The 24,117-nt window shown below is 64.1% G+C and carries 22 protein-coding genes; 17 read left to right on the plus strand and 5 right to left on the minus strand.

The genetic code is table 11. The annotated features are described in order from the left end of the window. Positions 1 to 104: 104 nt before the first annotated feature. Positions 105 to 2,837 (minus strand): preprotein translocase subunit SecA, encoded by a 2,733-nt coding sequence (gene secA / locus AC0L17_RS31450; RefSeq protein WP_473495282.1) that lies wholly within the window; start codon positions 2,835 to 2,837, stop codon positions 105 to 107. Positions 2,838 to 3,088: 251 nt separating this feature from the next. Between secA and AC0L17_RS31455 the strand changes: the two genes are divergently transcribed. After that, entirely contained in the window at positions 3,089 to 4,021 is a 933-nt protein-coding gene (locus AC0L17_RS31455) for a peptidylprolyl isomerase (protein WP_287229558.1), read from the plus strand. Positions 4,022 to 4,125: 104 nt separating this feature from the next. Here the strand turns inward: AC0L17_RS31455 and AC0L17_RS31460 are convergent, their stop codons facing one another. Beyond that, positions 4,126 to 4,782 carry a TetR/AcrR family transcriptional regulator gene (locus tag AC0L17_RS31460; RefSeq protein ID WP_473518625.1) on the minus strand — a complete coding sequence of 219 codons (657 nt, stop codon included), beginning with the start codon at positions 4,780 to 4,782 and terminating at the stop codon, positions 4,126 to 4,128. A 196-nt stretch (positions 4,783 to 4,978) separates the two neighbouring features. On the opposite strand from AC0L17_RS31460, the gene argJ reads away from it, so the two are divergent. From argJ to AC0L17_RS31485, 5 genes are all read left to right on the plus strand, one after another. Beyond that, a complete protein-coding gene (argJ, locus tag AC0L17_RS31465; RefSeq protein ID WP_473518626.1) occupies positions 4,979 to 6,220 on the plus strand; it encodes a bifunctional glutamate N-acetyltransferase/amino-acid acetyltransferase ArgJ in 1,242 nt (413 codons plus the stop codon). Next, entirely contained in the window at positions 6,220 to 6,999 is a 780-nt protein-coding gene (locus AC0L17_RS31470; protein ID WP_208602559.1) for a GNAT family N-acetyltransferase, read from the plus strand. The genes argJ and AC0L17_RS31470 overlap by 1 nt, the downstream gene beginning before the upstream one ends. Continuing rightward, positions 6,996 to 7,418 carry a (deoxy)nucleoside triphosphate pyrophosphohydrolase gene (locus AC0L17_RS31475; protein ID WP_023797288.1) on the plus strand — a complete coding sequence of 141 codons (423 nt, stop codon included), beginning with the start codon at positions 6,996 to 6,998 and terminating at the stop codon, positions 7,416 to 7,418. The genes AC0L17_RS31470 and AC0L17_RS31475 overlap by 4 nt, the downstream gene beginning before the upstream one ends. A 112-nt stretch (positions 7,419 to 7,530) precedes the next feature. Beyond that, entirely contained in the window at positions 7,531 to 7,872 is a 342-nt protein-coding gene (locus AC0L17_RS31480) for a hypothetical protein (RefSeq protein WP_473518627.1), read from the plus strand. Positions 7,873 to 7,970: 98 nt separating this feature from the next. Continuing rightward, positions 7,971 to 8,150, plus strand: coding sequence for a Flp family type IVb pilin (locus tag AC0L17_RS31485; protein ID WP_023797290.1), 180 nt, complete (start codon positions 7,971 to 7,973; stop codon positions 8,148 to 8,150). A gap of 27 nt (positions 8,151 to 8,177) precedes the next feature. On the opposite strand, the gene AC0L17_RS31490 is transcribed toward AC0L17_RS31485, so the two are convergent. After that, entirely contained in the window at positions 8,178 to 9,080 is a 903-nt protein-coding gene (locus tag AC0L17_RS31490) for a methyltransferase domain-containing protein (RefSeq protein WP_473518628.1), read from the minus strand. A gap of 53 nt (positions 9,081 to 9,133) precedes the next feature. Here AC0L17_RS31490 and AC0L17_RS31495 point away from each other — a divergent pair, with 53 nt between their 5' ends. The 4 genes from AC0L17_RS31495 to AC0L17_RS31510 are packed head-to-tail and all read left to right on the plus strand — an operon-like array spanning position 9,134 to position 11,530. Continuing rightward, on the plus strand, positions 9,134 to 9,919 hold the full coding sequence (locus AC0L17_RS31495) for a ComF family protein (RefSeq protein WP_473518629.1): 786 nt from the start codon (positions 9,134 to 9,136) through the stop codon (positions 9,917 to 9,919). Between the two features lie 27 nt (positions 9,920 to 9,946). Next, complete coding sequence (gene grxC, locus AC0L17_RS31500; protein WP_023797293.1) at positions 9,947 to 10,216, plus strand: glutaredoxin 3; 270 nt, start codon at positions 9,947 to 9,949, stop codon at positions 10,214 to 10,216. 10 nt (positions 10,217 to 10,226) lie between these two features. Further along, entirely contained in the window at positions 10,227 to 11,108 is an 882-nt protein-coding gene (locus AC0L17_RS31505; protein ID WP_473518630.1) for a carbon-nitrogen hydrolase family protein, read from the plus strand. Continuing rightward, positions 11,105 to 11,530 carry a DUF1178 family protein gene (locus AC0L17_RS31510; RefSeq protein WP_287223916.1) on the plus strand — a complete coding sequence of 142 codons (426 nt, stop codon included), beginning with the start codon at positions 11,105 to 11,107 and terminating at the stop codon, positions 11,528 to 11,530. The genes AC0L17_RS31505 and AC0L17_RS31510 overlap by 4 nt, the downstream gene beginning before the upstream one ends. A gap of 4 nt (positions 11,531 to 11,534) precedes the next feature. Here the strand turns inward: AC0L17_RS31510 and AC0L17_RS31515 are convergent, their stop codons facing one another. Beyond that, entirely contained in the window at positions 11,535 to 12,020 is a 486-nt protein-coding gene (locus AC0L17_RS31515) for a MarR family winged helix-turn-helix transcriptional regulator (RefSeq protein ID WP_473518631.1), read from the minus strand. Positions 12,021 to 12,119: 99 nt separating this feature from the next. On the opposite strand from AC0L17_RS31515, the gene AC0L17_RS31520 reads away from it, so the two are divergent. Next, entirely contained in the window at positions 12,120 to 13,049 is a 930-nt protein-coding gene (locus tag AC0L17_RS31520) for a DMT family transporter (RefSeq protein WP_473518632.1), read from the plus strand. A 19-nt stretch (positions 13,050 to 13,068) separates the two neighbouring features. Here AC0L17_RS31520 and ubiG read toward each other — a convergent pair whose 3' ends face one another. Next, on the minus strand, positions 13,069 to 13,818 hold the full coding sequence (ubiG, locus tag AC0L17_RS31525) for a bifunctional 2-polyprenyl-6-hydroxyphenol methylase/3-demethylubiquinol 3-O-methyltransferase UbiG (protein ID WP_473518633.1): 750 nt from the start codon (positions 13,816 to 13,818) through the stop codon (positions 13,069 to 13,071). A gap of 359 nt (positions 13,819 to 14,177) precedes the next feature. On the opposite strand from ubiG, the gene AC0L17_RS31530 reads away from it, so the two are divergent. From AC0L17_RS31530 to clpB, 6 genes are all read left to right on the plus strand, one after another. After that, the gene (locus AC0L17_RS31530; RefSeq protein WP_023797301.1) at positions 14,178 to 15,431 is read left to right on the plus strand and encodes an aspartate kinase; all 1,254 of its coding nucleotides are present in this window, start codon (positions 14,178 to 14,180) and stop codon (positions 15,429 to 15,431) included. Between the two features lie 181 nt (positions 15,432 to 15,612). Then, complete coding sequence (ptsP, locus tag AC0L17_RS31535) at positions 15,613 to 17,883, plus strand: phosphoenolpyruvate--protein phosphotransferase (RefSeq protein WP_023797302.1); 2,271 nt, start codon at positions 15,613 to 15,615, stop codon at positions 17,881 to 17,883. Between the two features lie 139 nt (positions 17,884 to 18,022). After that, positions 18,023 to 19,102: a peptide chain release factor 1 gene (gene prfA / locus AC0L17_RS31540; protein WP_027153339.1), complete on the plus strand. Its 1,080-nt coding sequence runs from the start codon at positions 18,023 to 18,025 to the stop codon at positions 19,100 to 19,102. Then, positions 19,095 to 19,973 (plus strand): peptide chain release factor N(5)-glutamine methyltransferase, encoded by an 879-nt coding sequence (gene prmC / locus AC0L17_RS31545; protein WP_473518634.1) that lies wholly within the window; start codon positions 19,095 to 19,097, stop codon positions 19,971 to 19,973. The genes prfA and prmC overlap by 8 nt, the downstream gene beginning before the upstream one ends. A 303-nt stretch (positions 19,974 to 20,276) precedes the next feature. After that, positions 20,277 to 21,251, plus strand: a complete 975-nt coding sequence (locus tag AC0L17_RS31550) for a DUF4167 domain-containing protein (protein ID WP_473518635.1) — start codon at positions 20,277 to 20,279, stop codon at positions 21,249 to 21,251. A gap of 223 nt (positions 21,252 to 21,474) precedes the next feature. Further along, positions 21,475 to 24,081, plus strand: coding sequence for an ATP-dependent chaperone ClpB (gene clpB / locus AC0L17_RS31555; protein ID WP_473518636.1), 2,607 nt, complete (start codon positions 21,475 to 21,477; stop codon positions 24,079 to 24,081). Positions 24,082 to 24,117: the final 36 nt, after the last annotated feature.

The raw sequence follows: 24,117 nt of genomic DNA on the forward strand, positions 1-24,117 counted from the left end.
CTGTCGCTACGGGCGTTCGTCGTTCGGAAAGCCAAGCAATTGGCTTTCCGTCCGCTTCGCGGACCACTTCTCACCCCGTGAACGGGGAGAAGGGAAGTGGGTGCTTACGCGAACGCCCCGTGGCAATGCTTGTACTTTTTCCCTGACCCGCACGGGCAGGCCTCGTTGCGGCCGACCTTGCCCCAGGTGGCGGGGTTTTGCGGGTCGCGGTTCTCGGGGGCGACGGTGGCGTGGGTCTCCTGGCGAACCAGAAGGCCGGTCTCGCCGCCATCAAAATCGTCCTCGCCGGTGGTGCCGTCGAGATGACTGCCGAACATGTCGGGCGCCTCGGGCGGCGGCGCTTCGGCGGCTTGGCGGACCAGCTCGACGCGCATCAATTGCGCGGTGACGGCCTGGCGCAGATTGCCCAGCATTGCCTGGAACAGCTCGAACGCCTCGCCCTTGTATTCCTGCAGCGGATCGCGCTGGGCGTAGCCGCGGAAGCCGACGACCGAGCGCAGGTGGTCGAGGTTGACGATGTGCTCGCGCCACAGATGGTCGAGCGTCTGCAGCACCACGGAGCGCTCGACATAGGCCATCACGTCGGGGCCGAAGCGCTCTGCACGCTCCTTGGCAGCGGTCTCGGCGGCCTGGCTGATGCGCTCGCGGATGTCGTCCTCGGCAATGCCCTCTTCCTTGACCCAGTCCTCGATGGGCAGGTCGAGATTGAGGAATTCGGCGACCTCGGCCTTGAGGCCGGCGACGTTCCACTGCTCGGCATAGGCGTTTTCGGGAATAGCCTTGGCGACGACCTCCTCGATGACGCCCTCGCGCATTTCGGCGATGGTCTCGGACAGGCCTTCACCGTCCATCAGCTCGAGGCGCTGCTCGAACACCACCTTGCGCTGGTCGTTCGAGACGTCGTCATATTTCAGCAGGTTCTTGCGGATGTCGAAGTTGCGCGCCTCGACCTTCTTCTGCGCCTTTTCCAGCGCCTTGTTGATCCAGGGGTGGATGATCGCCTCGTCTTCCTTGAGGCCAAGCTTCTGCAGCATGCCGTCCATGCGCTCGGAGCCGAAGATGCGCATCAGATCGTCCTGCAGCGACAGGAAGAATTTTGAGCGCCCGGGATCGCCCTGGCGGCCTGAGCGGCCGCGCAACTGGTTGTCGATGCGGCGCGATTCATGGCGTTCGGTGGCGAGCACGTAGAGGCCGCCGGCGGCGAGCGCCTTCTCCTTCAGCCGGGCGACGTCGTCGCGGATTGCCTTTTCCCTGGCGTCGCGCTCGGGGCCGGCCGGCATGTCGCCAAGCTCCTCGGCGATGCGCATGTCGGCATTGCCGCCGAGCTGGATGTCGGTGCCGCGGCCGGCCATGTTGGTGGCAATGGTAATGGCGCCGGGTTTACCCGCCTGGGCGACGATCGCCGCCTCACGCTCATGATGGCGGGCGTTCAGCACCTCGAAATCGGCAAAACCTTCCTTGCGCAGGCGTGCGGCCAGCAGCTCGGATTTCTCGATCGAGGTGGTGCCGACCAAGGTAGGCTGGCCTTTTTCGCGGGCTTCCTTGATCTCCCTGACGATCGCCTTGTACTTCTCCTCGACGGTCCGGTAGACCTCGTCGTCCTCGTCAATACGGATGACCGGCAGATTGGTCGGGATCTCGGTGACGTCGAGATTGTAGATGTTGGCGAATTCCTCGGCCTCGGTCAGCGCCGTGCCGGTCATGCCGGCGAGCTTCTTGTAGAGGCGGAAATAGTTCTGGAAGGTGACGGAGGCGAGCGTCTGGTTCTCCGGCTGGATCGCCACATGCTCCTTGGCCTCGAGCGCCTGGTGCAGGCCTTCCGAATAGCGGCGGCCCGGCATCATGCGGCCGGTGAATTCGTCGATGATGACGATCTCGCCGTTGCGCACGATGTAGTCCTTGTCCTTCTGGAACAGCTGGTGCGCCTTGAGCGCATTGTTGACGTGGTGGACGATGGCGACGTTCTCGACGTCGTAGAGCGACTCACCCTTGAGCAGGCCGGCGTCGCGCAAAAGGTTTTCCAGCTTCTCGGTGCCCTCCTCGGTGAAGATCGAGGTCTTCTGCTTCTCGTCGATCTCATAGTCGGCCGGCTCGAGCTTCAGCATGAAGGCGTCGATGGTATTGTACATTTCCGAGCGGTCCTCGAGCGGACCGGAAATGATCAGCGGCGTGCGCGCCTCGTCGACCAGGATGGAATCGACCTCGTCGACTATCGCGTAGCTATGGCCGCGCTGCACCATCTGGGCGCGCTCGTATTTCATGTTGTCGCGCAGATAGTCGAAGCCGAGCTCGTTGTTGGTGGCGTAGGTGACGTCGGCGGCATAGGCGGCGTGGCGTTCCTCGTCGGACAGGCCATGGACGATGACGCCGACCGTAAGGCCGAGGAATTTGTAGACGCGGCCCATCCATTCGGAGTCGCGTGTGGCAAGATAGTCGTTGACGGTGACGACATGGACGCCTTTGCCGGCGAGCGCGTTGAGATAGACGGGCAGCGTGGCGACCAGCGTCTTGCCCTCGCCGGTGCGCATCTCGGCGATGCCGCCATTATGCAGCACCATGCCGCCGATCAGCTGCACGTCGAACGGGCGCATGCCGAGCACGCGGCGCGCCGCCTCACGCACGGTGGCGAAGGCCGGCACCAGGAGATCGTCGAGACTGGCGCCGTTGGCGACATCCTGGCGGAATTTTTCCGTGCGGGCTGTCAGTTCGGCGTCGGAGAGCGCCCGCATCTCGTTTTCCATGGCGTTGATCGCTTCGACGCGCGGTCGGGTCGACTTGACCCGGCGATCGTTGGAGGAGCCGAAAACCTTACGGGCGAGACCGCCAAAACTGACCATTCAATGGTCCTTTCGATAGCATTCCAAGTCGTTGCGACGGGTGCCGGCCGGCCCCATCAAATCCACGTGAAACGCGGACAAACGCAAAAAGCGCCCGGAAAACGGTTCTGGACGCAAAGTCGTTGGACAGATAAGAGGGGGCTCAATCGATGTCAACGGCGCGCTCGCCCTGACGACCGTGCCAAATTCCGCCACAATCCGGCTGGTCTGGAAGCCATCCCGCCCTAGCTATCCCCATTGGAGTTAATTGTATGTCCTTATTGTTCCGCCGCGCGTCGCTCGCCAGCCTTGGCCTGGCATTCGGGCTGACGGCGCTGTCGCTGTCGCCAGCGATGGCGCAGGACACCGCGCCCGCCCAACCAGCCCCCGCCCAGCCGGGCGCACCCGCCCAGCCGGCCGCGCCGGTCGATCCGAACGCCGTGGTCGCCACGATCAACGGCCAGTCGCTGACCGAGGCCGACCTTGCGCTTGCCGAAGGCGAGCTGTCGCAGCAGTTTGCGCAGATGCCGCCCGAACAGCGCCGCGCCGCAGCCCTTTCGGCAGCGATCGAAATCAAGGTCATGGCCGCCCAGGCGGTCACCACCGGCCTCGACAAGGATCCCGACTTCCAGCGCCGCATGGCGTTCCTGCAGCAGCGCGCCCTGCATGGCGAAATGGTCGAGAAGGATGTCGTCGGCAAGATCACCGATGCCGAGGTTCGCGCCCGCTACGACCAGGAAATCGCCAACACGCCGCCGGCCAACGAGGTCCATGCCCGTCACATCCTCGTGAAGACGAAGGACGAGGCCGATGCGATCATTAAGCAGCTCGATGGCGGCGCCGATTTCCAGAAACTCGCCAACGAGCACACCAGCGATCCGAGCGGCAAGACCAGCGGCGGCGATCTCGGCTGGTTCGGACCCGGTCAGATGGTGCCGGAATTCGACAAGGCGGTGTTCGCGCTGGCGGTCGGCAAGTACACCGAGCAGCCGGTGCAGTCGCAGTTCGGCTGGCACGTCATCCAGGTCGAGGACAAGCGGGCCAAGCAGCCGCCGGCCTTCGACCAGGTCAAGGATCAGGCCCGCCAGGCAGTCATCCGCGACAAATACATCGCGCTGGTCAAGTCGCTGCGCGCCCAGGCCAAGGTCGAGATCCCGGACGAGAAGCTGAAGAAGACGGTCGACGCGCTGGAAAACACCAAGTAGGCGAGGGCAATCGCCTCTGCAAAATTGTTGGCGTCGCAGCCTCCGACAATTGTTCCTCTGGTGGTCTGCACCACGCCAGGATCTTGCCCCGCCACCCTGCCGCTCTACCGGGCGGTGCGACCGATGACACGTCGACGCCTCCGCCGGACAGCCGCGGCGTCGACCGAGCCGGCATCGTCAGCTTCTATGCCCTTCAACAGATAGCCAACCGCCTTGCGCAGCGTCGTTTCGTCTTCGTCGAGGCGATTGGTCAAGAGATGCGTCCAGGCAAACGAGGCGACCAGGTCGGCGACGAGCGTGGAATCGACGTCGGCCGCGACTTCGCCTCTTGCCTTGGCGCGTTCGATCATCTGGCCGGAATGGGCATGGCGTCCTTTGGTGTATTCGGCAAGCACGGCGGCCACGGTCGCGTCCGACTGCGCCTCGGCGATCAGCGATCTGAAGATGCTGCCTGACGATGTTTCGCGCCAGTGCGAGAACAGGCTTTTGAGGAAGCCGACGAGATCGTCCTCGAGGTTGCCAGTATCGGGATAATCGACGCGCTTTAGCCGCTGATAGACGTCGAACAGCAAGGCGGCCTTGCACGGCCACCAGCGATAGATTGTCGGCTTTCCCGCACGCGCCCGCCGCGCCACCGCTTCGATCGAGAAGCCGGAATAACCGGCCTCGACCAGAACTGCCTCGGCGGCGTCGAGAATGGCGTCGGCGCTGTCGGGGTTGCGCCGCGCGCCGATCGACCTGCGCCCCCGATCCAGCCCCATCCTGTTTTCCTTCGATGCTTTTTCGTCGGCAGATCGTACACGCTCTCGCGACGAAACGAAACGGTCCGTTTCGCACAACTGAACGTTTCGTTTCGATGAGAAAGGGGGATGTGCCCAACCGTCAAACGCCCTTGCGCCGGCGCCCGCTATCGGGCAAACCGGCGTTCCCGTTGCGTTTTTCCCGTCCGAGGTCTTCATGTCAGCCACGATTTCGCCGCTCGCGCCGAAGAAATATCCCAACATGCCTGACATCGAGGGCGTCCGCATCGCCACAGCCGAGGCCGGGATAAAGTACAAGAACCGCACCGATCTGCTGACCATGGCCTTCGATGCCGGCACCACGGTCGCCGGCGTTTTCACCAAGTCGAAATGTCCGTCGGCGCCGGTCGATTTCTGCCGGCAGAATCTCGGGCAGGGCAAGGCGCGCGTCCTGGTCGTCAATTCCGGCAACGCCAATGCCTTCACCGGCAGCAAGGGCCGAGCCTCCACGGCAATGACCGGCGAGGCTGCGGCCAAGGCTGCGGGCTGCACGCCGGACGAGGTGTTTCTGGCCTCGACCGGCGTCATCGGCGAGCCGCTCGATGCCGGCAAGTTCGGCCATCTGCTCGCCGGACTGGTCAAGGACGGCAGGCCGGACCTGTGGACCGAAGCCGCCAAGGCGATCATGACCACCGACACCTATCCGAAACTGGCGACCGCGACGGTAAAACTCGGCGACGCCGACGTCACCATCAACGGCATTGCCAAGGGCGCCGGCATGATCGCGCCCGACATGGCAACCATGCTCTCCTTCATCGCCACCGACGCGCCGATCGCAGCCCCCGTGCTGCAGGATCTTTTGTCGCGCGGCACCGCCAAGACCTTCAATGCGGTCACCGTCGACAGCGACACCTCGACCAGCGACACGCTGCTGATGTTCGCCACCGGCACGGCCGCCCGACGCGGCGCGCCTGATATCACGAATGCCGGCGATGCGCGCCTCGGCGCCTTCCGCCGGGCGCTCGGCAAGGTGCTGAAAGCGCTGGCACTGCAAGTGGTGCGCGACGGCGAGGGCGCCCGAAAACAGGTCGAGGTCACCGTCACCGGCGCGAAATCGGCCCGCTCGGCCAAGCGCATCGCGCTGTCGATCGCCAATTCGCCGCTGGTCAAGACGGCGGTCGCCGGCGAAGACGCCAATTGGGGCCGCGTCGTCATGGCCGTCGGCAAGGCCGGCGAACCGGCCGACCGCGACCTGCTGTCGATCTGGTTCGGCGACACCAGGCTGGCGCATCAGGGCGAGCGCGACGCCGCCTACTCCGAGGAGGCGACATCGGCCTACATGAAGCGCGACGAGATCCGCATCCGTGCCGATATCGGCATCGGCCGCGGCAAGGCGACGGTGTGGACTTGCGACCTCACCAAGGAGTATGTCGCCATCAACGGCGATTATCGGAGTTGATGGCGTTGGTTTCCAGACATCCGGCAAGCGTGCTTGCCATCGTGCGCCGCTACGAGGCGGCCGGCTTTCGCGCCTGGCCGGCGGCGGCCGTGCATTATGACGGCACCTGGGTGGTGCGGCTGACGGCGGGCCATCCGGCCAAGCGGCTGAATTCGGTCAACCCGCTCGATCCGGGCGACATCCAGCACATTGCCGATCGCATCGGCCGCGCCAGCCGCCGTTTCGACGCCTATGGCCGGCCGCTGACCTTCCGCATATCGCCGCTGTCGGGGCCGATCCTTGCCAAACATCTCGACAGCGAGGGCTGGAGCACATTCGACGAATCGCTGGTGATGCGGCTGCCGCTAGCGGACGCCCAGCTCGATGCCGCCATGGACCAGATCCCGCTGAAGGACATCAGCCGCTTCATCGGCGCGGCGCTAAAAGTAAGCGGCTCGGATGTGTCGCTGCGGCCGGGCCTGTCGGAGATCATCGGCGCCATCCAGCCGGAAGCCGGGCTGTTCGCGCTCGAAGACGGCACCGAACCGCTGGCGACGCTGATCTGCGTCCATGACGGCGATCTTGCCGGGCTGTTCGAGATCGCCACCGACAGATCGGTGCGCAACCAGGGCCATGGCCGCCACCTCATCCTGTCGGCGCTGAAATGGGCACGGCTGCGCGGCGCCCGGGAAGCCTGGCTGCAGGTCGAGGCCGACAACGCGCCGGCGCTGGCGCTCTATCGTTCGCTCGGGTTCGACGAAGTCTATCGTTACCATTATCGCCGGCCGCCCGGCGCATGACCGGCCCGCACCCTGTCGGCAAGCGCCTGCTCCTGGTCGCAGCCTGCGCGCTGGTCGATACCGACGGCCGCGTGCTTCTGGCGCAGCGCCCCGAAGGCAAGCAGCTGGCCGGCCTGTGGGAGTTTCCGGGCGGCAAGGTCGAGCCCGGCGAGACGCCGGAAGAATGCCTCATCCGCGAATTGTACGAGGAGATCGGCATCGAAACCGATATTCCCTGCCTGGCGCCGTTCACCTTCGCCAGCCATTCCTACGATGATTTTCACCTGCTGATGCCGCTGTTCGTCTGCCGTCGCTTCCGCGGCATCGCGCAGCCGAAGGAGGGGCAGGTGCTGAAATGGGTGCGGCCGCGCCAGATGCGCGATTTTCCGATGCCGCCAGCCGACGCGCCGCTGATCCAGTTCCTCATCGATCTTCTGTGATTTTGGCCTCCGAGACCTAGACAACGTTAATGGAAGATTTATCTGGCCGTGAAAAAATGACGGCAGAAATCGAAGGAAGGTCATGTCCAGGCCTTCGCCGGAGGGCGGTTGCATGAGCCTCGACAGGGACTGGGATTCGATCCGACCCGACCGCAGCTTTAGGGCTGCCGGCATGGGAATATTGCGGATCACGCTTTTGTTCGGCTCGGCCGCGGTGGCGCTGGCCCTGATCGCCACGCCCTTGCTCGACAACCGGACGCGATCAGCCGGCGACGATTTTGCCGGCGGCCTCGACAGGATGAGCACAGGGTCGGTTGAAAGCACGGGTTCGATTGGAAGCACGGGCTCGACCGGCCGTCGTGATACCTACACGCTGCGCAGGAGCGTGCTGCAGCCGCTGCCCACTTCGATCTGCGTGATACGCGACAATGGCCAGCGCAGCGGCGACTGCTGACACCGGCCAAAGCGGTGCTTTCATCGCCTGTTAAGCCTGTGTCATTAACCTTCCTTAACAGGTCCGCGCTAGGGTTCCGGCAAGCGGGATCGACGGCCATGAAAACATTGCTGCAACGATTTTGGGAAGACAAGACCGGCGCGACGGCTGTCGAGTATGGGCTGATCGTGGCCGTGCTGTCGCTTACCATCGTAGGCGGCGTCGGCAAGGTCGCCGACGCAATCACGTGGCTGTTCAGCGACAATGCCAGCAAGCTTGTGAAGGCTTTCGCGCAGTAACCGACAGCCGCGTCCATAATAAACCGGTCAGCGCCGGCCGGGATTTTCCAGGATTGTCTTCAGCGACAGTTTTGCCGAGCCCGGTTTCAGCGGTTTTTGCTGCGAGGCGTCGGGCGCCCAGCCTGACATCCAGACGATCGGAAAACTCGCCCTGACGCGGCCATCGGCATCCGAAAATCGTTCGGCATAGATTTCGGCGGCGCGGGCAAACAGCTTTCGTGTGGCCGGTCGCCTGCTGCGGTCGATGAGCGCGCTGGTCTCGCCCATCGCCCGCAGGTCCGCCATCAGGCCGAACAGGGAATCGTAGCGCACCGTCACCGTCTCGACGTCGGCGACGGGCAAGGCCAGACCGGCGCGTTGCAAAAGCGCGCCGGCGTCGCGCACGTCGGTGAACGGGATGACGCGCGGGCTGGCGCCGCCATAAAACTCGGTCTCGGCGGCGAGCAGGCATTCGCGCAGCTCGGAAAGCGTGCCGGCGCCGGCAAAAGCGCCGAGGAAAAGACCGTCCGGCTTCAGAGCGCGGCGGATCTGCACAAGCATGCCGGGAATGTCGTTCATTGCCTGAAGCGACAAAAGCGACACCGCGAGGTCGAGGCTTTCCGGCTCGAATGGCACGGTCTCCAACGGCGCCACCAGTCCCGCGGCATCGCCCCCCGCTCCATCGTCCCCCGCCCCGTCGCCCAGGAAAGCCGCATCCGCCTCGACGCGCACGATGTCCGCCACCTTGCCGCTTGTCGCGAGCACGTCGACTGCCGCCGGCGTCTGGCAAAACAGGACGGCCGCCCTGTCGAATTTGCGTTCGACCGCCCCCAGCCGGTCGGCGAGTTCCTCGGCGGCCCGCCGCATCAGGAAGTCCGCGCCGGCAGCCGGGTTGGCGAGCGCCCGGCGCTTGTGCGCCAGCCAGAGAGAGGTATCGACTATAGGTTGCAACTGACAGTTCCTGGTTTCCGCACTCTGATATAGGGTGGCGGAGAAAGAACCACGTGGCCGATCCAATGCCGGATATCAAGAGTGTCGCTCGAAAGGCGTTGGACTGGCCGGCGCGCATCCTGTTTCCGCCGGTTTGCGCCGGCTGCCGACGGCATGTCTCGCAGCCAGGCGTGCTGTGCGGCGCCTGCTGGCCGAAACTCAGGCTTCTGGAGCGGCCATGGTGCCCGGTGATGGGCACGCCGTTCACCCATCACATGGGCGAGGGGTTCCTGTCGGCCGAGGCGATCGCCGACCCGCCGCCCTTCGAGCGGGCACGGGCCGCGGTCGCTTACTCCGGTGTCGCGCGCCAGATGGTGCAAGGGTTGAAATACCAGGACCGCACCGATCTGGCGCCGTGGATGGCGCGCTGGATGCTGCGCGCCGGTGCCGAACTGATCGCGGAAGCCGATGTGGTCGTGCCGGTGCCGCTGCACTGGCGGCGCTTTTTCAGGCGTCAGTTCAACCAGTCGGCGGAACTGGCAAGGGCGGTGTCGCAGCTTGGCGGGCTGTCTTTTGCGCCCTCCGCGGTCAGGCGCGTCAAACTCACCCGCCAGCAGGTCGGGCTGGAGCGGCGGGAACGCGAGGAGAATGTGCGTGCCGCCTTCAGAGTGCCGGAGGAGGCCGAGATCGAGATCGCCGGCCGCCGGGTGCTCCTGATCGACGATGTCTATACCACCGGCGCCACTGTCCGCGCGGTCGCCAAGGCGCTGAAGAAGGGCGGTGCCGGGACGGTCGACGTGCTGACCTTTGCGCGCGTGCTGCCGGGGGACTTTCGGGCCGACGAGTCCGCGACTATATAGATTGGGAAAAGGCAGGATTGCTGACCGATGGTCGACGTGACGATCTATACACGGATGATGTGCGGCTATTGCGTGGCGGCCAAGCGGCTGCTCGAGCGCAAGGGTGTCGCCTACACCGAGCATGACGCCTCCTTCTCGCCGGAACTGCGCCGGGAAATGATTTCCCGCGCGAATGGCCGCTCGACCTTTCCGCAGATATTCATCGGCGACACGCATGTCGGCGGCTCTGACGATCTCCATGAACTGGAGGCAGAGGGACGGCTGGACCGTCTGCTCGCCAATGGCTCGACGAATTGAGGACAAGACGATGGGTGCTTTCAAGGCGGCGGCGATCCAGATGCGTTCGGGTACCAGCCCCGAGCGCAACGCGGTCGATCTGGAGCGGCTGGTGCGCGAGGCCGCGGGCCAGGGTGCGACCTATATCCAGTCACCGGAAATGACCGGTGCGCTGATCCGCGACAGCCAGGCGCGGGCCGCCTCGTTCACGTCCGAGGACAAGGACATCATCGTCTCGACCTCGCGCAAGCTGGCGAAAGAACTTGGCGTCTTCCTGCATATCGGCTCGACCGCCATCCTGCGCGCCGACGGCAAGCTCGCCAACCGCGCGCTTCTGTTCGGGCCGGATGGCGCCACCATTGCCACCTACGATAAGATCCACATGTTCGACGTCGACCTCGACAATGGCGAAAGCTGGCGCGAATCCGCCGCCTATGAGCCAGGCACCGAGGCCGTCGTCACCGAGATCAGCGGCGCCGGGATCGATGGGGCGAGGCTGGGTTTCGCCGTCTGCTACGATCTGCGCTTTCCGCAGCTGTTCCGCGCCGAGGCGCTGGCCGGCGCCGACCTGCTGTCGGTGCCCGCCGCCTTCACCCGTCAGACCGGCGAGGCGCACTGGCATGTGCTGCTGCGGGCGCGCGCCATCGAGAACGGCGCCTATGTCGTTGCCGCGGCGCAAGGCGGCCTGCACGAGGACGGCCGCGAGACCTATGGCCATTCGCTGATCGTCGATCCTTGGGGCCGTATCGTCGCCGAAGCGGCGCATGACGAACCGGCGGTGATCATCGCCGAGATCGACCCGGCGCAGTCGGCCGCCGCGCGCAAAAAGATCCCGAATCTGAAAAATTCACGCGACTTCGCCGTGAACGCCATTCCGGTCGAGGCGCAAAGTCTCAGGGGTGCGGCGTCTTGATTCGCTTTTCACTGATCTGTGACCACGAGCATGAATTCGAAGGCTGGTTTCGCAGCAACGACGATTTCGACACCCAGAAGAAGCGTGGCTTCGTCGATTGCCCGACCTGCGGCTCGCACAAGGTCGAGAAGGCGTTGATGGCGCCGGCCGTCTCCACCGGGCGCAGCCGAGAAAAGATCGCGCTCGCCATGGGCGAGGCCCAGAAGCAGGCGTTGGCGCAATTGAAGGCGATGGCCGAGAAGGTGCGCGAGAACGCCGACTATGTCGGCGACAAGTTTGCCGAGGAGGCGCGCAAGATCCATTTCGGCGAGAGCGATCCGCGTGGCATCTATGGCGAGGCGACGCTGGAGGAGGCCAAGAGTCTGGCCGAGGACGGCGTCGAATTCATGCCGATCCCAAGTTTCCCCGACGACCGCAACTGACTGACTAGGTTACGCTGCCGATCAATTTCTCAAGCAGGCGAGCAAGTGTGTCCTGTTCGGCGCGCGTCAGGCCGGAAAGTATCTCGTGTTCGTTGGCGACGTGAGCGGCGACCGCCTCATCGACCAATGCGAGACCTTTCTCGGTCAGTTGCACGACAACCCCGCGCCGGTCGTTGGGATGCGGTCCACGCATGATCAATCCGGATTTCTCAAGCCGGTCGAGCCGGTTGGTCATGGCGCCCGACGTCACCATCGTCGCCTCATAGAGGGCGGTTGGCGTCAGCGCGTAAGGTGATCCGGAACGGCGCAGCGTCGCCAACACGTCGAATTCCCCGGATTGCAGTCCGAAACGGGCAAACAGCGGCGCGAGGCGTTTTCGCGCTATCAGCGACGAGGCTTCGTTCAACCGTCCGAGCACGGCCATCGGCGAGACATCCAGGTCCGGCCGTTGTCTCTTCCACTGCTCGATCGCTTTCGCGGCGCGATCCATCTATCTCACCGTTAAATATCTTGACGTTAAGAATCTTTGTGCTATCTTAGCTTGAGTCGCAGTGCTGGCCAAGAGCGGCAAAGACAACAAGGGTTCGTCATGAAATTTCTCTGGGATTCAGCACTCGGTCTTTTGCTCGTCACCGGCGGCCTGCTCGGCCTGACGCTGCCGTTCGGCAAGATCGCCACGGCAGCCGGCGTTTCGGCCATGGTCTGGGCGCTCGTCATCTCGCTCGGCGCCGGCGGCGTGCTTTTGTGCGTCCTGCTGCTGCGCGGACAACGCATCCGGCTCACCCCGCACAGACTGCGTTATTTCTTCGTCACCGCGGCGGTGTCCTATGCCCTCCCCAATCACTTGATGTTCTCTACCATTCCGCATCTCGGCGCCGGCTACACCGGTATCATGTTCACGCTGTCGCCGGTGGTTACACTGGTGTTTTCGATCCTGCTCGGCGTCCGGCGTCCCAATCTGCTTGGTATCGTAGGCATTGCCGTCGGCTTCGTTGGTGCTGTCATGGTGGCGGTGACGCGCGGCGAGGCTGGCCAGCCGGCCGAATTTTTCTGGGTGGCGGCGGGGCTGCTCATTCCGGTCAGCCTTGCCGCCGGCAATATCTACCGCACGGTCGACTGGCCGCTAGGGACCGGACCGATCGAGCTTGCCGTCGGCAGCCATCTGGCATCGGCCGCGCTGCTTCTTTGCGGCATCTTCACGCTGCAGGGCGGCGGTTCGCTCGCCCTGCTCGCCGGCGTGCCGCTGGTCGTCGTCGGGCAGGTCGCATCAGCCGCGGCGATGTTCGCTTTCTTCTTCCGGCTGCAGGCAGTCGGCGGCCCGGTCTATCTCAGCCAGATCGGCTATGTCGCGGCGGCGGTCGGATTGTTTGCCGGGACGATGTTTCTCGGCGAGCACTATCAATTGCTGACCTGGGCCGGCGCTGCCATCATTGTCGCCGGCGTGTTCATCACCACCAAGGCGCAAAGCCAGATCGCCCCGAAGACGCAAAGTCAGACGGGTGAGAAGGTGGCGGCGTGAGAAGGCGTCGTGAGAAAGTTCAGGCGGGTGCCTTCTCTGCCAAAACCATGTAGTTGACGTCCATGTCCTTCGAACGCTGCCAGCGGTCGGCGAGCGGATTGTAGGTGACGCCGGTGCGGTCGATGATGGTCAGGCCAGCCCCGGCAAGCGCCTTTTCCAACTCGTCTGGCCGCACCAGCTTGCCGAACTGGTGGGTGCCGCGCGGCAACCAGCGCAGCACATATTCGGCGCCGATAATGGCCAGACCGAGCGCCTTCAGCGTGCGGTTGATGGTGGCGACGACCATGATGCCGCCGGGCTTGAGCATCTCGCCGCATTTGGCCACGAACAGGTCGATGTCGGCAACATGCTCGACCACTTCCATGTTGAGGATGACGTCGAATTTCTCACCGGCGTCAGCCAGGTCCTCTGCTGTCGAGGCACGGTAATCCACCGTCACGCCGACCTCCGCCGCATGCAGCCTGGCCACTTCGATGTTGGTGGCGGATGCGTCGGCGCCGACCACTTCGGCGCCAAGCCGCGCCATCGGCTCGCACAACAGCCCGCCGCCGCAGCCGATGTCGAGGATGCGCAGGCCCTCGAACGGCCGCGCCGCGCGCGGGTCGCGGCCGAAGCGCGCCGCCACCTGGTCGCGTATATAGGCAAGCCGGATCGGATTGAACTTGTGCAGCGGGCGGAATTTGCCGTTCGGATTCCACCATTCGGCGGCAAGAGCGGAAAAACGCTCCACTTCTCCGGCATCGATCGTCGATCGTCGGGGTTCTGGCATCGTGTGGTCTCCCGCAGACTCAAAAATTCAGAGCGCGATCGGGCGCAAAACCGGATACCACTTTTGCTGATCGCGCTCTGGTGCGCTAGGAAGTCGGTCGAGAGCCGGCGAATGTCAAGGCAGCAAATTTCGGCTGTTGCCGGCTGCGCCTCTGCGACAGGCGTTCGGGTAGGCGCGTTGCGTTCGTATGTCGCCTTCGTCGCCTAAGGGGGCAAGCAGGGGGGCAAGCGGTGGCACGCCTTGCGAAACCCAAAGCATTTGGCTAAGGAGGCCGCGAATTCAGCGGCTGGCCCAGCCCGACGCTCCGTTTCCGTTTTTCGGCCGCCGTTTCGGCACCCAGTCAAAGGCATTTCGCTTCCATGGCGCGCATCGTGATGAAATTCGGCGGGACCTCCGTCGCCGACATCGTCCGCATCCGCAATGTGGCGCGCCATGTCAAACGCGAGGTCGATGCCGGCCATGAGGTCGCGGTGGTCGTCTCGGCGATGGCCGGCAAGACCAACGAGCTCGTGCAGTGGACGCGCGAAGCCTCGCCGATGCACGATGCCCGCGAATATGACGCCGTCGTTGCCTCCGGCGAGCAGGTGACTGCCGGCCTGCTGGCGATCGCGCTGCAGAACATGGGCGTCCATGCCCGTTCCTGGCAAGGCTGGCAGATCCCGATCAAGACCGACAATGCGCATGGCGCGGCGCGCATTCTCGACATCGACGGCGCATTCCTGATCAAGCGCTTCGGCGAGGGCCAGGTGGCGGTGGTCGCCGGCTTCCAGGGCATCGGGCCGGACAACCGCATCGCGACGCTCGGCCGCGGCGGTTCCGACACCAGTGCTGTGGCCATCGCGGCGGCGGTCAAGGCAGACCGCTGCGACATCTACACCGACGTCGACGGGGTCTACACCACCGACCCGCGCATCGAGCCGAAGGCGCGGCGGCTGGCCAAGATTTCCTTCGAGGAAATGCTTGAAATGGCCTCGCTCGGCGCCAAGGTCCTGCAGGTACGCTCGGTCGAGCTTGCCATGGTGCACAGGGTGCGTACTTTCGTGCGGTCGTCCTTCGACGATCCCGACGCGCCCGGAATGGGGGATTTGCTCAATCCGCCCGGAACGCTTATTTGCGACGAGGAAGAGATCGTGGAACAGCAGGTCGTCACCGGAATTGCCTACGCCAAGGACGAAGCGCAGATTTCGTTGCGCCGTGTCGGTGACCGGCCCGGCGTCGCCGCCGGCATTTTCGGGCCGCTGGCCGAAGCCAACATCAATGTCGACATGATTGTCCAGAACATTTCCGAGGACGGCAAGTTCACCGACATGACCTTCACCGTGCCGTCCGGCGATGTCGACAAGGCGCTTGCCGTGCTCGAGCGGCTGAAGACCACGATCGGCTACGACGTCGTGCAGTCGGAAGCCGGCATGTCGAAAGTCTCGGTCATCGGCATCGGCATGAGGAGCCATGCCGGCGTCGCTGCCACCGCCTTCAAGGCGCTGGCCGACAAATCGATCAACATCCGTGCGATCACCACATCCGAGATCAAGATTTCGATCCTGATCGACGGTCCCTACACAGAACTTGCTGTTCGCACTTTGCATTCCATCTACGGTCTGGATAAGCAGTAGCAGACTGCTCGGTCCGGAAATCGGAGGTCGATCTTCGGAAAGCACGATGCAGCAGTTCGAAGTCTTGGAGCGTCCTTTGTGGGTCCAATTGGACCGACGCCGCTCTATTTGAGTTGTTGCGTGAGCGCCGGCCGCGGGAGAAACTGCGGCGGGCATAATGTCCATTGGAGAACAAGCCGCGATGCGTGATACGGCCAGTGGCCCGCGCGTTTTGCTGAAACGGCTCCGCGAGCTCATGCAGGAGCCGCTGGAGCCGCAGGAGCGGCTCGACCGCATCGTGCGCGACATCGCCGCCAATATGGTCGCTGAAGTGTGCTCGCTCTACGTGCTGCGCGCCGATTCGGTGCTCGAACTCTATGCCACCGAGGGCCTGAATCCGAAGGCCGTCCATTTGGCGCAGCTCAGGCTGGGGGAAGGCCTCGTCGGCACGATCGCGGCCTCGGCACGGCCGCTCAACCTCTCCAACGCGCAGGAACATCCAGCCTTCGCCTATCTGCCGGAGACCGGGGAGGAGATCTACAATTCCTTCCTCGGCGTGCCGGTACTCAGGGCGGGGCGCACGCTCGGTGTGCTGGTCGTCCAGAACAAGACCATGCGCCACTATCGCGACGACGAAGTCGAGGCGCTGGAAACGACGGCGATGGTGATCGCCGAGATGATCGCCACCGGCGACCTTGCCCGGCTGACCCGGCCCGGCCTCGAACTCGATCTGCGCCGCCCGGTGAGCTTTACCGGCCTGTCCTTCAACGAGGGCGTCGGACTTGGCCATGTCGTGCTGCACGAGCCGCGCATCGTCGTCACCAATCTGTTCAACGAGGACAGCGATGAGGAGATCAAGCGGCTCGATGCGTCGCTCGGTTCGCTCCGGCTCTCTATCGACGACATGCTGGAACGCCGCGAAGTCGCCTTCGAGGGCGAGCACCGCCAGGTGCTCGAAGCCTATCGCATGTTCGCCAACGACAGCGGCTGGGTGCGCCGGTTAGAAGAGGCGGTACGCAACGGCCTGACGGCGGAAGCGGCGGTGGAAAAAGTGCAGAGCGACATGCGTGCCCGCATGCTGCACATGACCGATCCTTATCTGCGCGAGCGGATGAGCGATTTCGACGATCTCGCCAACCGGCTGCTGCGCCAGCTGATGGGGCGCGGGCCGGACGATGTCGCGGTCTCGCTGCCGAAGGACGCCATCATCGTCGCCCGCTCGATGGGGGCCGCCGAACTGCTCGATTATCCCAGAGACAAGCTGCGCGGGCTGGTGCTGGAGGACGGCGCAGCGACCAGCCACGTCGTTATCGTGGCGCGGGCCATGGGCATACCGGTTGCGGGCCAGATGAAGGGCGCCGTTTCCATGGCGGAAAACGGCGACGCCATCATTGTCGACGGCGAAGAAGGCGCCATCCACCTGCGCCCCCAGCCGGACCTCGAAGCCGCCTATGCCGAAAAGGTCCGCTTCCGGGCGCGGCGGCAGGAGGTCTATCGCGAGCTGCGCAAGAAGCCGTCGATGACCAAGGACGGCGTCCAGGTCGACCTTTTGATGAATGCGGGCCTGGCCGTCGATCTGCCGCAGCTTGCCGAGGCCGGCGCCGCCGGTATCGGCCTGTTCCGCACCGAGCTGCAGTTCATGGTCGCCTCGACCTTTCCGCGGGCGGAAGCCCAGGAACGGCTCTACCGTGACGTGCTCGACGCGGCGCGCGGCAAGCCGGTGACATTCCGCACCATCGATATCGGCGGCGACAAGGTGCTGCCCTACTTCAAGGACACGATCCAGGAAGAGAACCCGGCGCTCGGCTGGCGCGCCATCCGCCTGACGCTCGACCGGCCGGGCCTGTTGCGTACCCAGATCCGAGCGCTTTTGAAGGCATGCGGCGGGCGTGAACTGAAGCTGATGCTGCCGATGGTGACGGAGCTCGGCGAGATCGCCCAGGCGCGCGAAATCATCGATCGCGAAGTGCGGCATCTGTCGCGTTTTGCCCATCATCTGCCGACCAGCCTGAAGCTCGGGGCCATGCTGGAAGTGCCTTCGCTGCTGTTCCAGCTCGATGAGCTGATGAAGGCCGTCGATTTCGTCTCGGTCGGCTCGAACGATCTGTTCCAGTTCGTCATGGCGGTCGATCGCGGCAACACGCAGCTCGCCGACCGCTTCGATGTGCTGTCGACGCCGTTCCTGCGAGCGCTGAAGCAGATTGCCGACGCCGGGGTGCGCAATCAAACCCCGGTGACCTTGTGCGGCGAGCTGGCCGGCAAGCCGATTTCGGCGATGGCGCTGATCGGCCTTGGCTACCGATCGATCTCGATGTCGCCGGCCTCGATCGGTCCGGTCAAGGCGATGCTGACGGAACTGCCGCTGGCCGAGCTGGAAGCGTTCTTCGACGACAATCTCATGGCGCCGGCCCAGGGGTTGCCGATGCGGGCGCTGCTGCAGGCCTTTGCCGACGACCGCTCCATTCCGTTGTAAATTCACGTGAGGGCGGCCTGCAAATGTCGATTTTCTGCGCTTCCGGTGCTCATGTACCTAATTGTACATTCCGCTCCGGTTCTCGAAACTCGTCATTTTCGGCTCGCCCTGACGTGAATCTTATCGAAGTTCCAGGACCATGATCAACCTGCCCCGCGACCGCATGGATCAAGTCGTCAAGCGTTTCGACATGCTCGAAGCGCAAATGTCGGCCGGGCCGGCGGCGGACGCCTATGTCAAGATGGCGTCGGAATATGCCGACATGCAGGAGATGGTGGCTAAGATCAGGGCGCTGCGCACCGCCGAGCATGAACAGGCCGACCTGCAGGCGATGCTCGCCGACAAAAGCACCGATGCCGAAATGCGGGCACTGGCCGAGGCCGATCTGCCGGAGGTCAAGGAACGCATCGAAGCGCTGCAGAAGGACATCCAGATCCTGCTTCTGCCCAAGGATGCCGCCGACGACAAGAATGCCATCCTCGAAATCCGCGCCGGCACCGGCGGCGACGAGGCGGCTCTCTTTGCCGGCGACCTGTTTCGCATGTACGAACGCTATGCCGCGGCACGCGGCTGGCGTTTCGAGACGGCGTCGGCCAGCGAGGGCGAGGTCGGCGGCTACAAGGAAATCATCGCCACGATTTCGGGCAAGGGGGTCTTTGCCCATCTGAAATTCGAGTCCGGCGTGCATCGTGTGCAGCGCGTGCCGGCGACCGAGGCCGGCGGGCGCATCCACACCTCGGCGGCGACGGTTGCCGTGCTGCCCGAAGCGGAAGAGGTCGACATCGACATCAGGGCCGAAGACATCCGCATCGACACGATGCGCGCCTCGGGTTCGGGCGGCCAGCACGTCAATACCACCGATTCGGCAGTGCGCATCACCCATCTGCCGACCGGCATCATGGTCGTACAGGCGGAGAAGTCGCAGCACCAGAACCGGGCCAAAGCCATGCAGATCCTGCGCGCCAGGCTTTACGACCTCGAGCGCAGCAAGGCTGACGAGGAACGCTCCGAATCGCGCAAATCTCAGGTCGGTTCGGGCGATCGCTCGGAGCGCATCCGCACCTATAATTTCCCGCAGGGCCGCGTCACCGACCATCGCATCAATCTGACGCTCTATAAGCTCGACCGGGTGATGATGGGCGAACTCGACGAGATCATCGACGCGCTGATCGCCGATCACCAGTCGAAGCTGCTCGCCGATATCGGCCTCGATGGCTGACAGTCTGCCCAGTAGGCTAGGGCTGCTGCTGAAGGCGGCGCGGGCACGCCTTGCTGCGGCCGCAGTCGCCGATCCGGCGCTGGATGCGAGGCTGATCGTCGAACACTTTTCCGGTACGACCCGCACACAAGCCATCGCCGATCCCGAATGCAGTGTCGATGCCGGCGCGATTGCCGCGATCGATGCAGCCTTGAGGCGGCGGGTTGCCGGTGAGCCGGTGCATCGCATCCTCGGCCATCGCGAGTTCTATGGCTTGCGCCTGTCGTTGTCACCGGAAACGCTGGAGCCGCGACCGGACACCGAAACGCTGGTCGAAGCGGTGCTGCCCTTCGTGAAGGCGACAGCGGAACGGCAAGGCGAGTGCCGCATCCTCGATCTCGGCACCGGCACCGGCGCCATCGCCCTGGCGCTGCTCAGCGCCGTTCCGGCGGCGGTCGCCACCGGTGTCGATATTTCGCCAGGCGCGCTGGTGACCGCCATGCGCAATGCAGGGGAATTGGGGTTGGCCGACCGGTTCCAGGTGCTCGAATCCGACTGGTTCGAAAAAGTTTTTGGCCGATACCATGTAATTGCCGCCAACCCGCCCTATATAGCGTCCATAGACATCGAAAATCTGCAGGGCGAAGTCCGCGGTTTCGATCCACGCCAAGCCCTTGATGGCGGCGTGGACGGTCTGAGTCCCTACAGGATCATCGCCGCCGAGGCGGCAGGTTTTTTGGAAGCCGAGGGCAGGATTGCGGTCGAGATCGGCCACACCCAGCGCAAAGAGGTCACGGGCGTTTTCTCCGCAGCCGGCTATATGCCGGCGGGGGTATTCCGCGACTTTGGCGGAAACGAGAGGGTTCTGATCTTTGAACTGACAAGGCCGTGATGCAGTGCAAAAAAAGCGCTTGGCAATGCCGGGGAATGCGGCTAGGGTCGCCTTAACCGGATGAGACGAAGCAGGCAGTGCTCTTAGCGATTCGGTTTCCTTGGAAATAGCTGCCTTCTTGTGCAAACGACGCCCAAGCTTCGTGCGGGGATCGTCCGGCAAGTGATGTAACCGGAACAGGATGAGACGTGGCGCCAACGCAATCGATGCGGGCGAACGCCGGTGAAGAGACGAAACGGCTGGCTGCATGAGCGCCTCCGTTCGTGAAAAGTTTTCGAAAAATTTCAAAATGAAGAGAGTCGAATGAGGCCACAACAGCAGAACAGGCGCATGCGCGGTCGCAACAACAATGGCGGCGGCAACAACAATAACAACAACCGCAAGGGTCCAAATCCCCTGACGCGCAATTACGAGAGCAACGGTCCGGACGTGAAGATCCGCGGATCGGCTCAGCAGATCGCCGAAAAATACGCAACCCTTGCCCGTGACGCGCAGAGCTCCGGCGACCGGGTGATGGCGGAAAACTATCTCCAGCACGCCGAGCACTACAATCGCATCATCGCTGCCGCGCAGGCGCAGCTGCCGATCCAGAGCGCTCAGCAGAACCGCGACGATTTCGACGATGACGGCGACGAAGATCGCGACGAGTTCGACAATGCCGGCAACAGCAATGTCGGCGAGACTGCGGCTCCGGTGGTCAACCACGGTGCAGGCCCGCAGCCGGTCATCGACGGCACGCCGGCTGAATTGACGCTCAACCAGGAAAACGGCCGTGACAATCGTGATGCCAGTGGGCGTGATGCCAGTGGGCGTGATGCCAGTGGGCGCGATGCCGGCGGGCGAGACAACCGCCATCGCGACCGTCGCCCCAATGGCGGCTACGGCCAGAACGGCCAGCGCGGCGAATTTGGTGCGCGCGGCGAGCAGGGCGGACAGCGCGGCGATCAGAACCGGCGCAACGAGAGACCGGTTCAGAACGAAACCCCCGTGCAGGCGGAAGCTGTGTCTCCGAACGAGCCTGTTTCTGTGGCCGAACCCGCGCCGCAGTTCGAAAGCTTTTCGCCAGCGGCTCTGGCTGCCCAGGCCGAGATGAACGAAGCCGCCGCCGAAAGCGGCGCTGCCCGCCGCCCCAGGCGTCCGCGCCGTCCGCGCGTCAATGCCGATCAGGTGGCTGATCAGGTGGATGGCGGTAACGACAATGCTGGCGGCGATAACGTGAATGCTGCTCCGGCGGAAGACGCCGGTGGCGAGCCCACGATCGTCGACGTCAACAACTGATCGAGCAAGGCCCAGACATTCCTGGACGGCGGAGAGAAATCTCCGCCGTTTTTGTATGTGCGCCCCCCCGGGGAATATTAAGTCCGCCGTTATCGGGACGTCTTGAGGGTCCGTGGATTGCGCCCCATATCTCGCGTGAACAGGACCCGGCTCGAACGGGCGGGTCCGTCACCGCAATCTGATCCGGTGCCGCAAAGCGGGCCGGTGACGGAAGGAGACAGATATGAACCTTGAAAAATATTCCGAGCGCGTGCGCGGCTTCATCCAGTCGGCGCAGACCTTGGCGCTCTCGCGCAACCACCAGCAATTCACCCCCGAACATATATTGAAAGTGCTCGTCGACGACGACGAGGGCCTGGCAGCGTCGTTGATCGAGCGCGCCGGCGGCAGCGTCCGCGACGTCAAGCTGGGCGTCGAGACGGCACTTGAGAAAATGCCCAAGGTGGAGGGCGGCAACGGCCAGCTCTATCTGGCGCAACCGCTGGCCAAAGTGTTCTCGACCGCCGAGGAACTGGCAAAGAAGGCCGGCGACAGCTTCGTCACGGTCGAGCGGCTGCTGACGGCGCTGGCGGTTGAGAAATCCGCCAAGACCGCCGACATCCTCACCAAGGCCGGGGTGACGCCACAGGCGCTGAACCAGGTGATCAACGACGTCCGCAAGGGTCGCACGGCCGATTCGGCGAGCGCCGAGCAGGGCTATGATGCGCTTAAGAAGTACGCGCGCGATCTCACCGCCGACGGTCGCGCCGGCAAGCTCGACCCGGTCATCGGCCGCGACGATGAGATCCGCCGCACCATCCAGGTGCTGTCGCGCCGCACCAAGAACAATCCGGTGCTGATCGGTGAACCCGGCGTCGGCAAGACGGCGATCGCCGAAGGGCTGGCGTTGCGCATCGTCAATGGCGACGTGCCGGAATCGCTCAAGGACAAGCAGTTGATGGCGCTCGATATGGGATCGCTGATCGCCGGCGCCAAATATCGCGGCGAATTCGAGGAGCGGCTGAAGGCGGTTCTTTCGGAAGTCACCGCTGCGGCCGGCGGCATCATCCTGTTCATTGATGAGATGCACACGCTGGTCGGCGCCGGCAAGGCGGATGGCGCCATGGATGCGTCGAACCTGTTGAAACCGGCCTTGGCACGCGGCGAACTCCACTGCGTCGGCGCGACGACGCTCGACGAATACCGCAAGCATGTCGAGAAGGATGCCGCCCTTGCCCGCCGCTTCCAGCCGGTCTTCGTCAATGAGCCGACGGTGGAAGACACCGTCTCCATCCTGCGCGGCCTGAAGGAGAAATACGAGCAGCACCACAAGGTGCGCATTTCGGATTCGGCGCTGGTCGCGGCAGCGTCGCTGTCCAACCGCTACATCGCCGACCGCTTCCTGCCGGACAAGGCGATCGACCTTGTCGACGAGGCCGCGTCGCGGCTGCGGATGCAGGTCGATTCGAAGCCCGAAGCGCTGGACGAGATCGACCGCCGCATCATGCAGTTCAAGATCGAGCGTGAGGCGCTGAAGGTCGAGAAGGACGACGCGTCGAAGGACCGGCTCGCCCGGCTCGAAAAGGATCTTTCCGCCCTGGAAGAGGAATCGACCGATCTGACCTCGAAGTGGCAGGCCGAGAAGCAGAAGCTCGGGCTCGCCGCCGACCTGAAGAAACAGCTCGATGAAGCGCGCAACGAGCTCGCCATCGCCCAGCGCAAAGGTGAATTCCAGCGCGCCGGCGAGCTTGCCTATGGCAAGATTCCGGAACTCGAAAAGAAGCTGACGCAGGCCGAGGCGCAAGACGGCAAGGTCGGCATGGTCGAAGAGGTGGTCACCCCCGATCACGTCGCCCACATCGTGTCGCGCTGGACCGGCATTCCGGTCGACAAGATGCTGCAAGGCGAGCGTGACAAGCTGCTGCGCATGGAAGACGAAATCGGCAAGCGTGTCGTCGGCCAGGGCGAGGCGGTGCAGGCCGTGTCGAAAGCCGTTCGCCGTGCCCGCGCCGGCCTGCAGGATCCGAACCGGCCGATCGGTTCGTTCATGTTCCTCGGACCGACGGGCGTCGGCAAGACCGAACTGACCAAGGCGCTTGCCAGCTTCCTGTTCGACGACGAGAGCGCCATGGTGCGCATCGACATGTCGGAGTTCATGGAGAAGCACTCGGTCGCCCGGCTGATCGGCGCGCCTCCCGGCTATGTCGGCTATGAGGAGGGCGGCGCGTTGACCGAAGCGGTGCGGCGCCGGCCCTATCAGGTCGTGCTGTTCGACGAGATCGAGAAAGCGCATCCGGACGTGTTCAACGTGCTGCTGCAGGTGCTCGATGATGGCCGCCTGACCGACGGGCAGGGCCGCACGGTCGATTTCCGCAACACGCTGATCATCATGACATCGAATCTCGGCGCCGAATATCTGGTCAATCTCGGCGAGAACCAGGACGTCGATGTCGTGCGCGACGAGGTGATGGGTGTCGTCAGGGCGTCGTTCCGGCCGGAATTCCTCAACCGCGTCGACGAGGTGATCCTGTTCCACCGGCTGCGCCGGCAGGATATGGGCCGCATCGTCGAAATCCAGCTCAAGCGGCTGGAAAGCCTGCTCGCAGATCGCAAGATCACGCTTTCGCTGGATCAGGAGGCGATCGACTGGCTGGCCGCCAAGAGCTACGATCCGGCCTATGGCGCGCGGCCGTTGAAGCGGGTGATGCAGAAGGACCTTCAGGATCCGCTGGCGGAGAAGATCCTGCTCGGCGACATCCTCGACAGTTCGACCGTCAAGGTCACCGCTGGTTCCGACCGGTTGAACTTCCGGTCGAAGCCGACGATCGTGGCGACCGAGGCGGCGGCCTGATTTTCGAGGCCGCCGCATAATCAAAAAATTAAACGG

The organism is Mesorhizobium sp. WSM4829 (genome assembly GCF_055811475.1).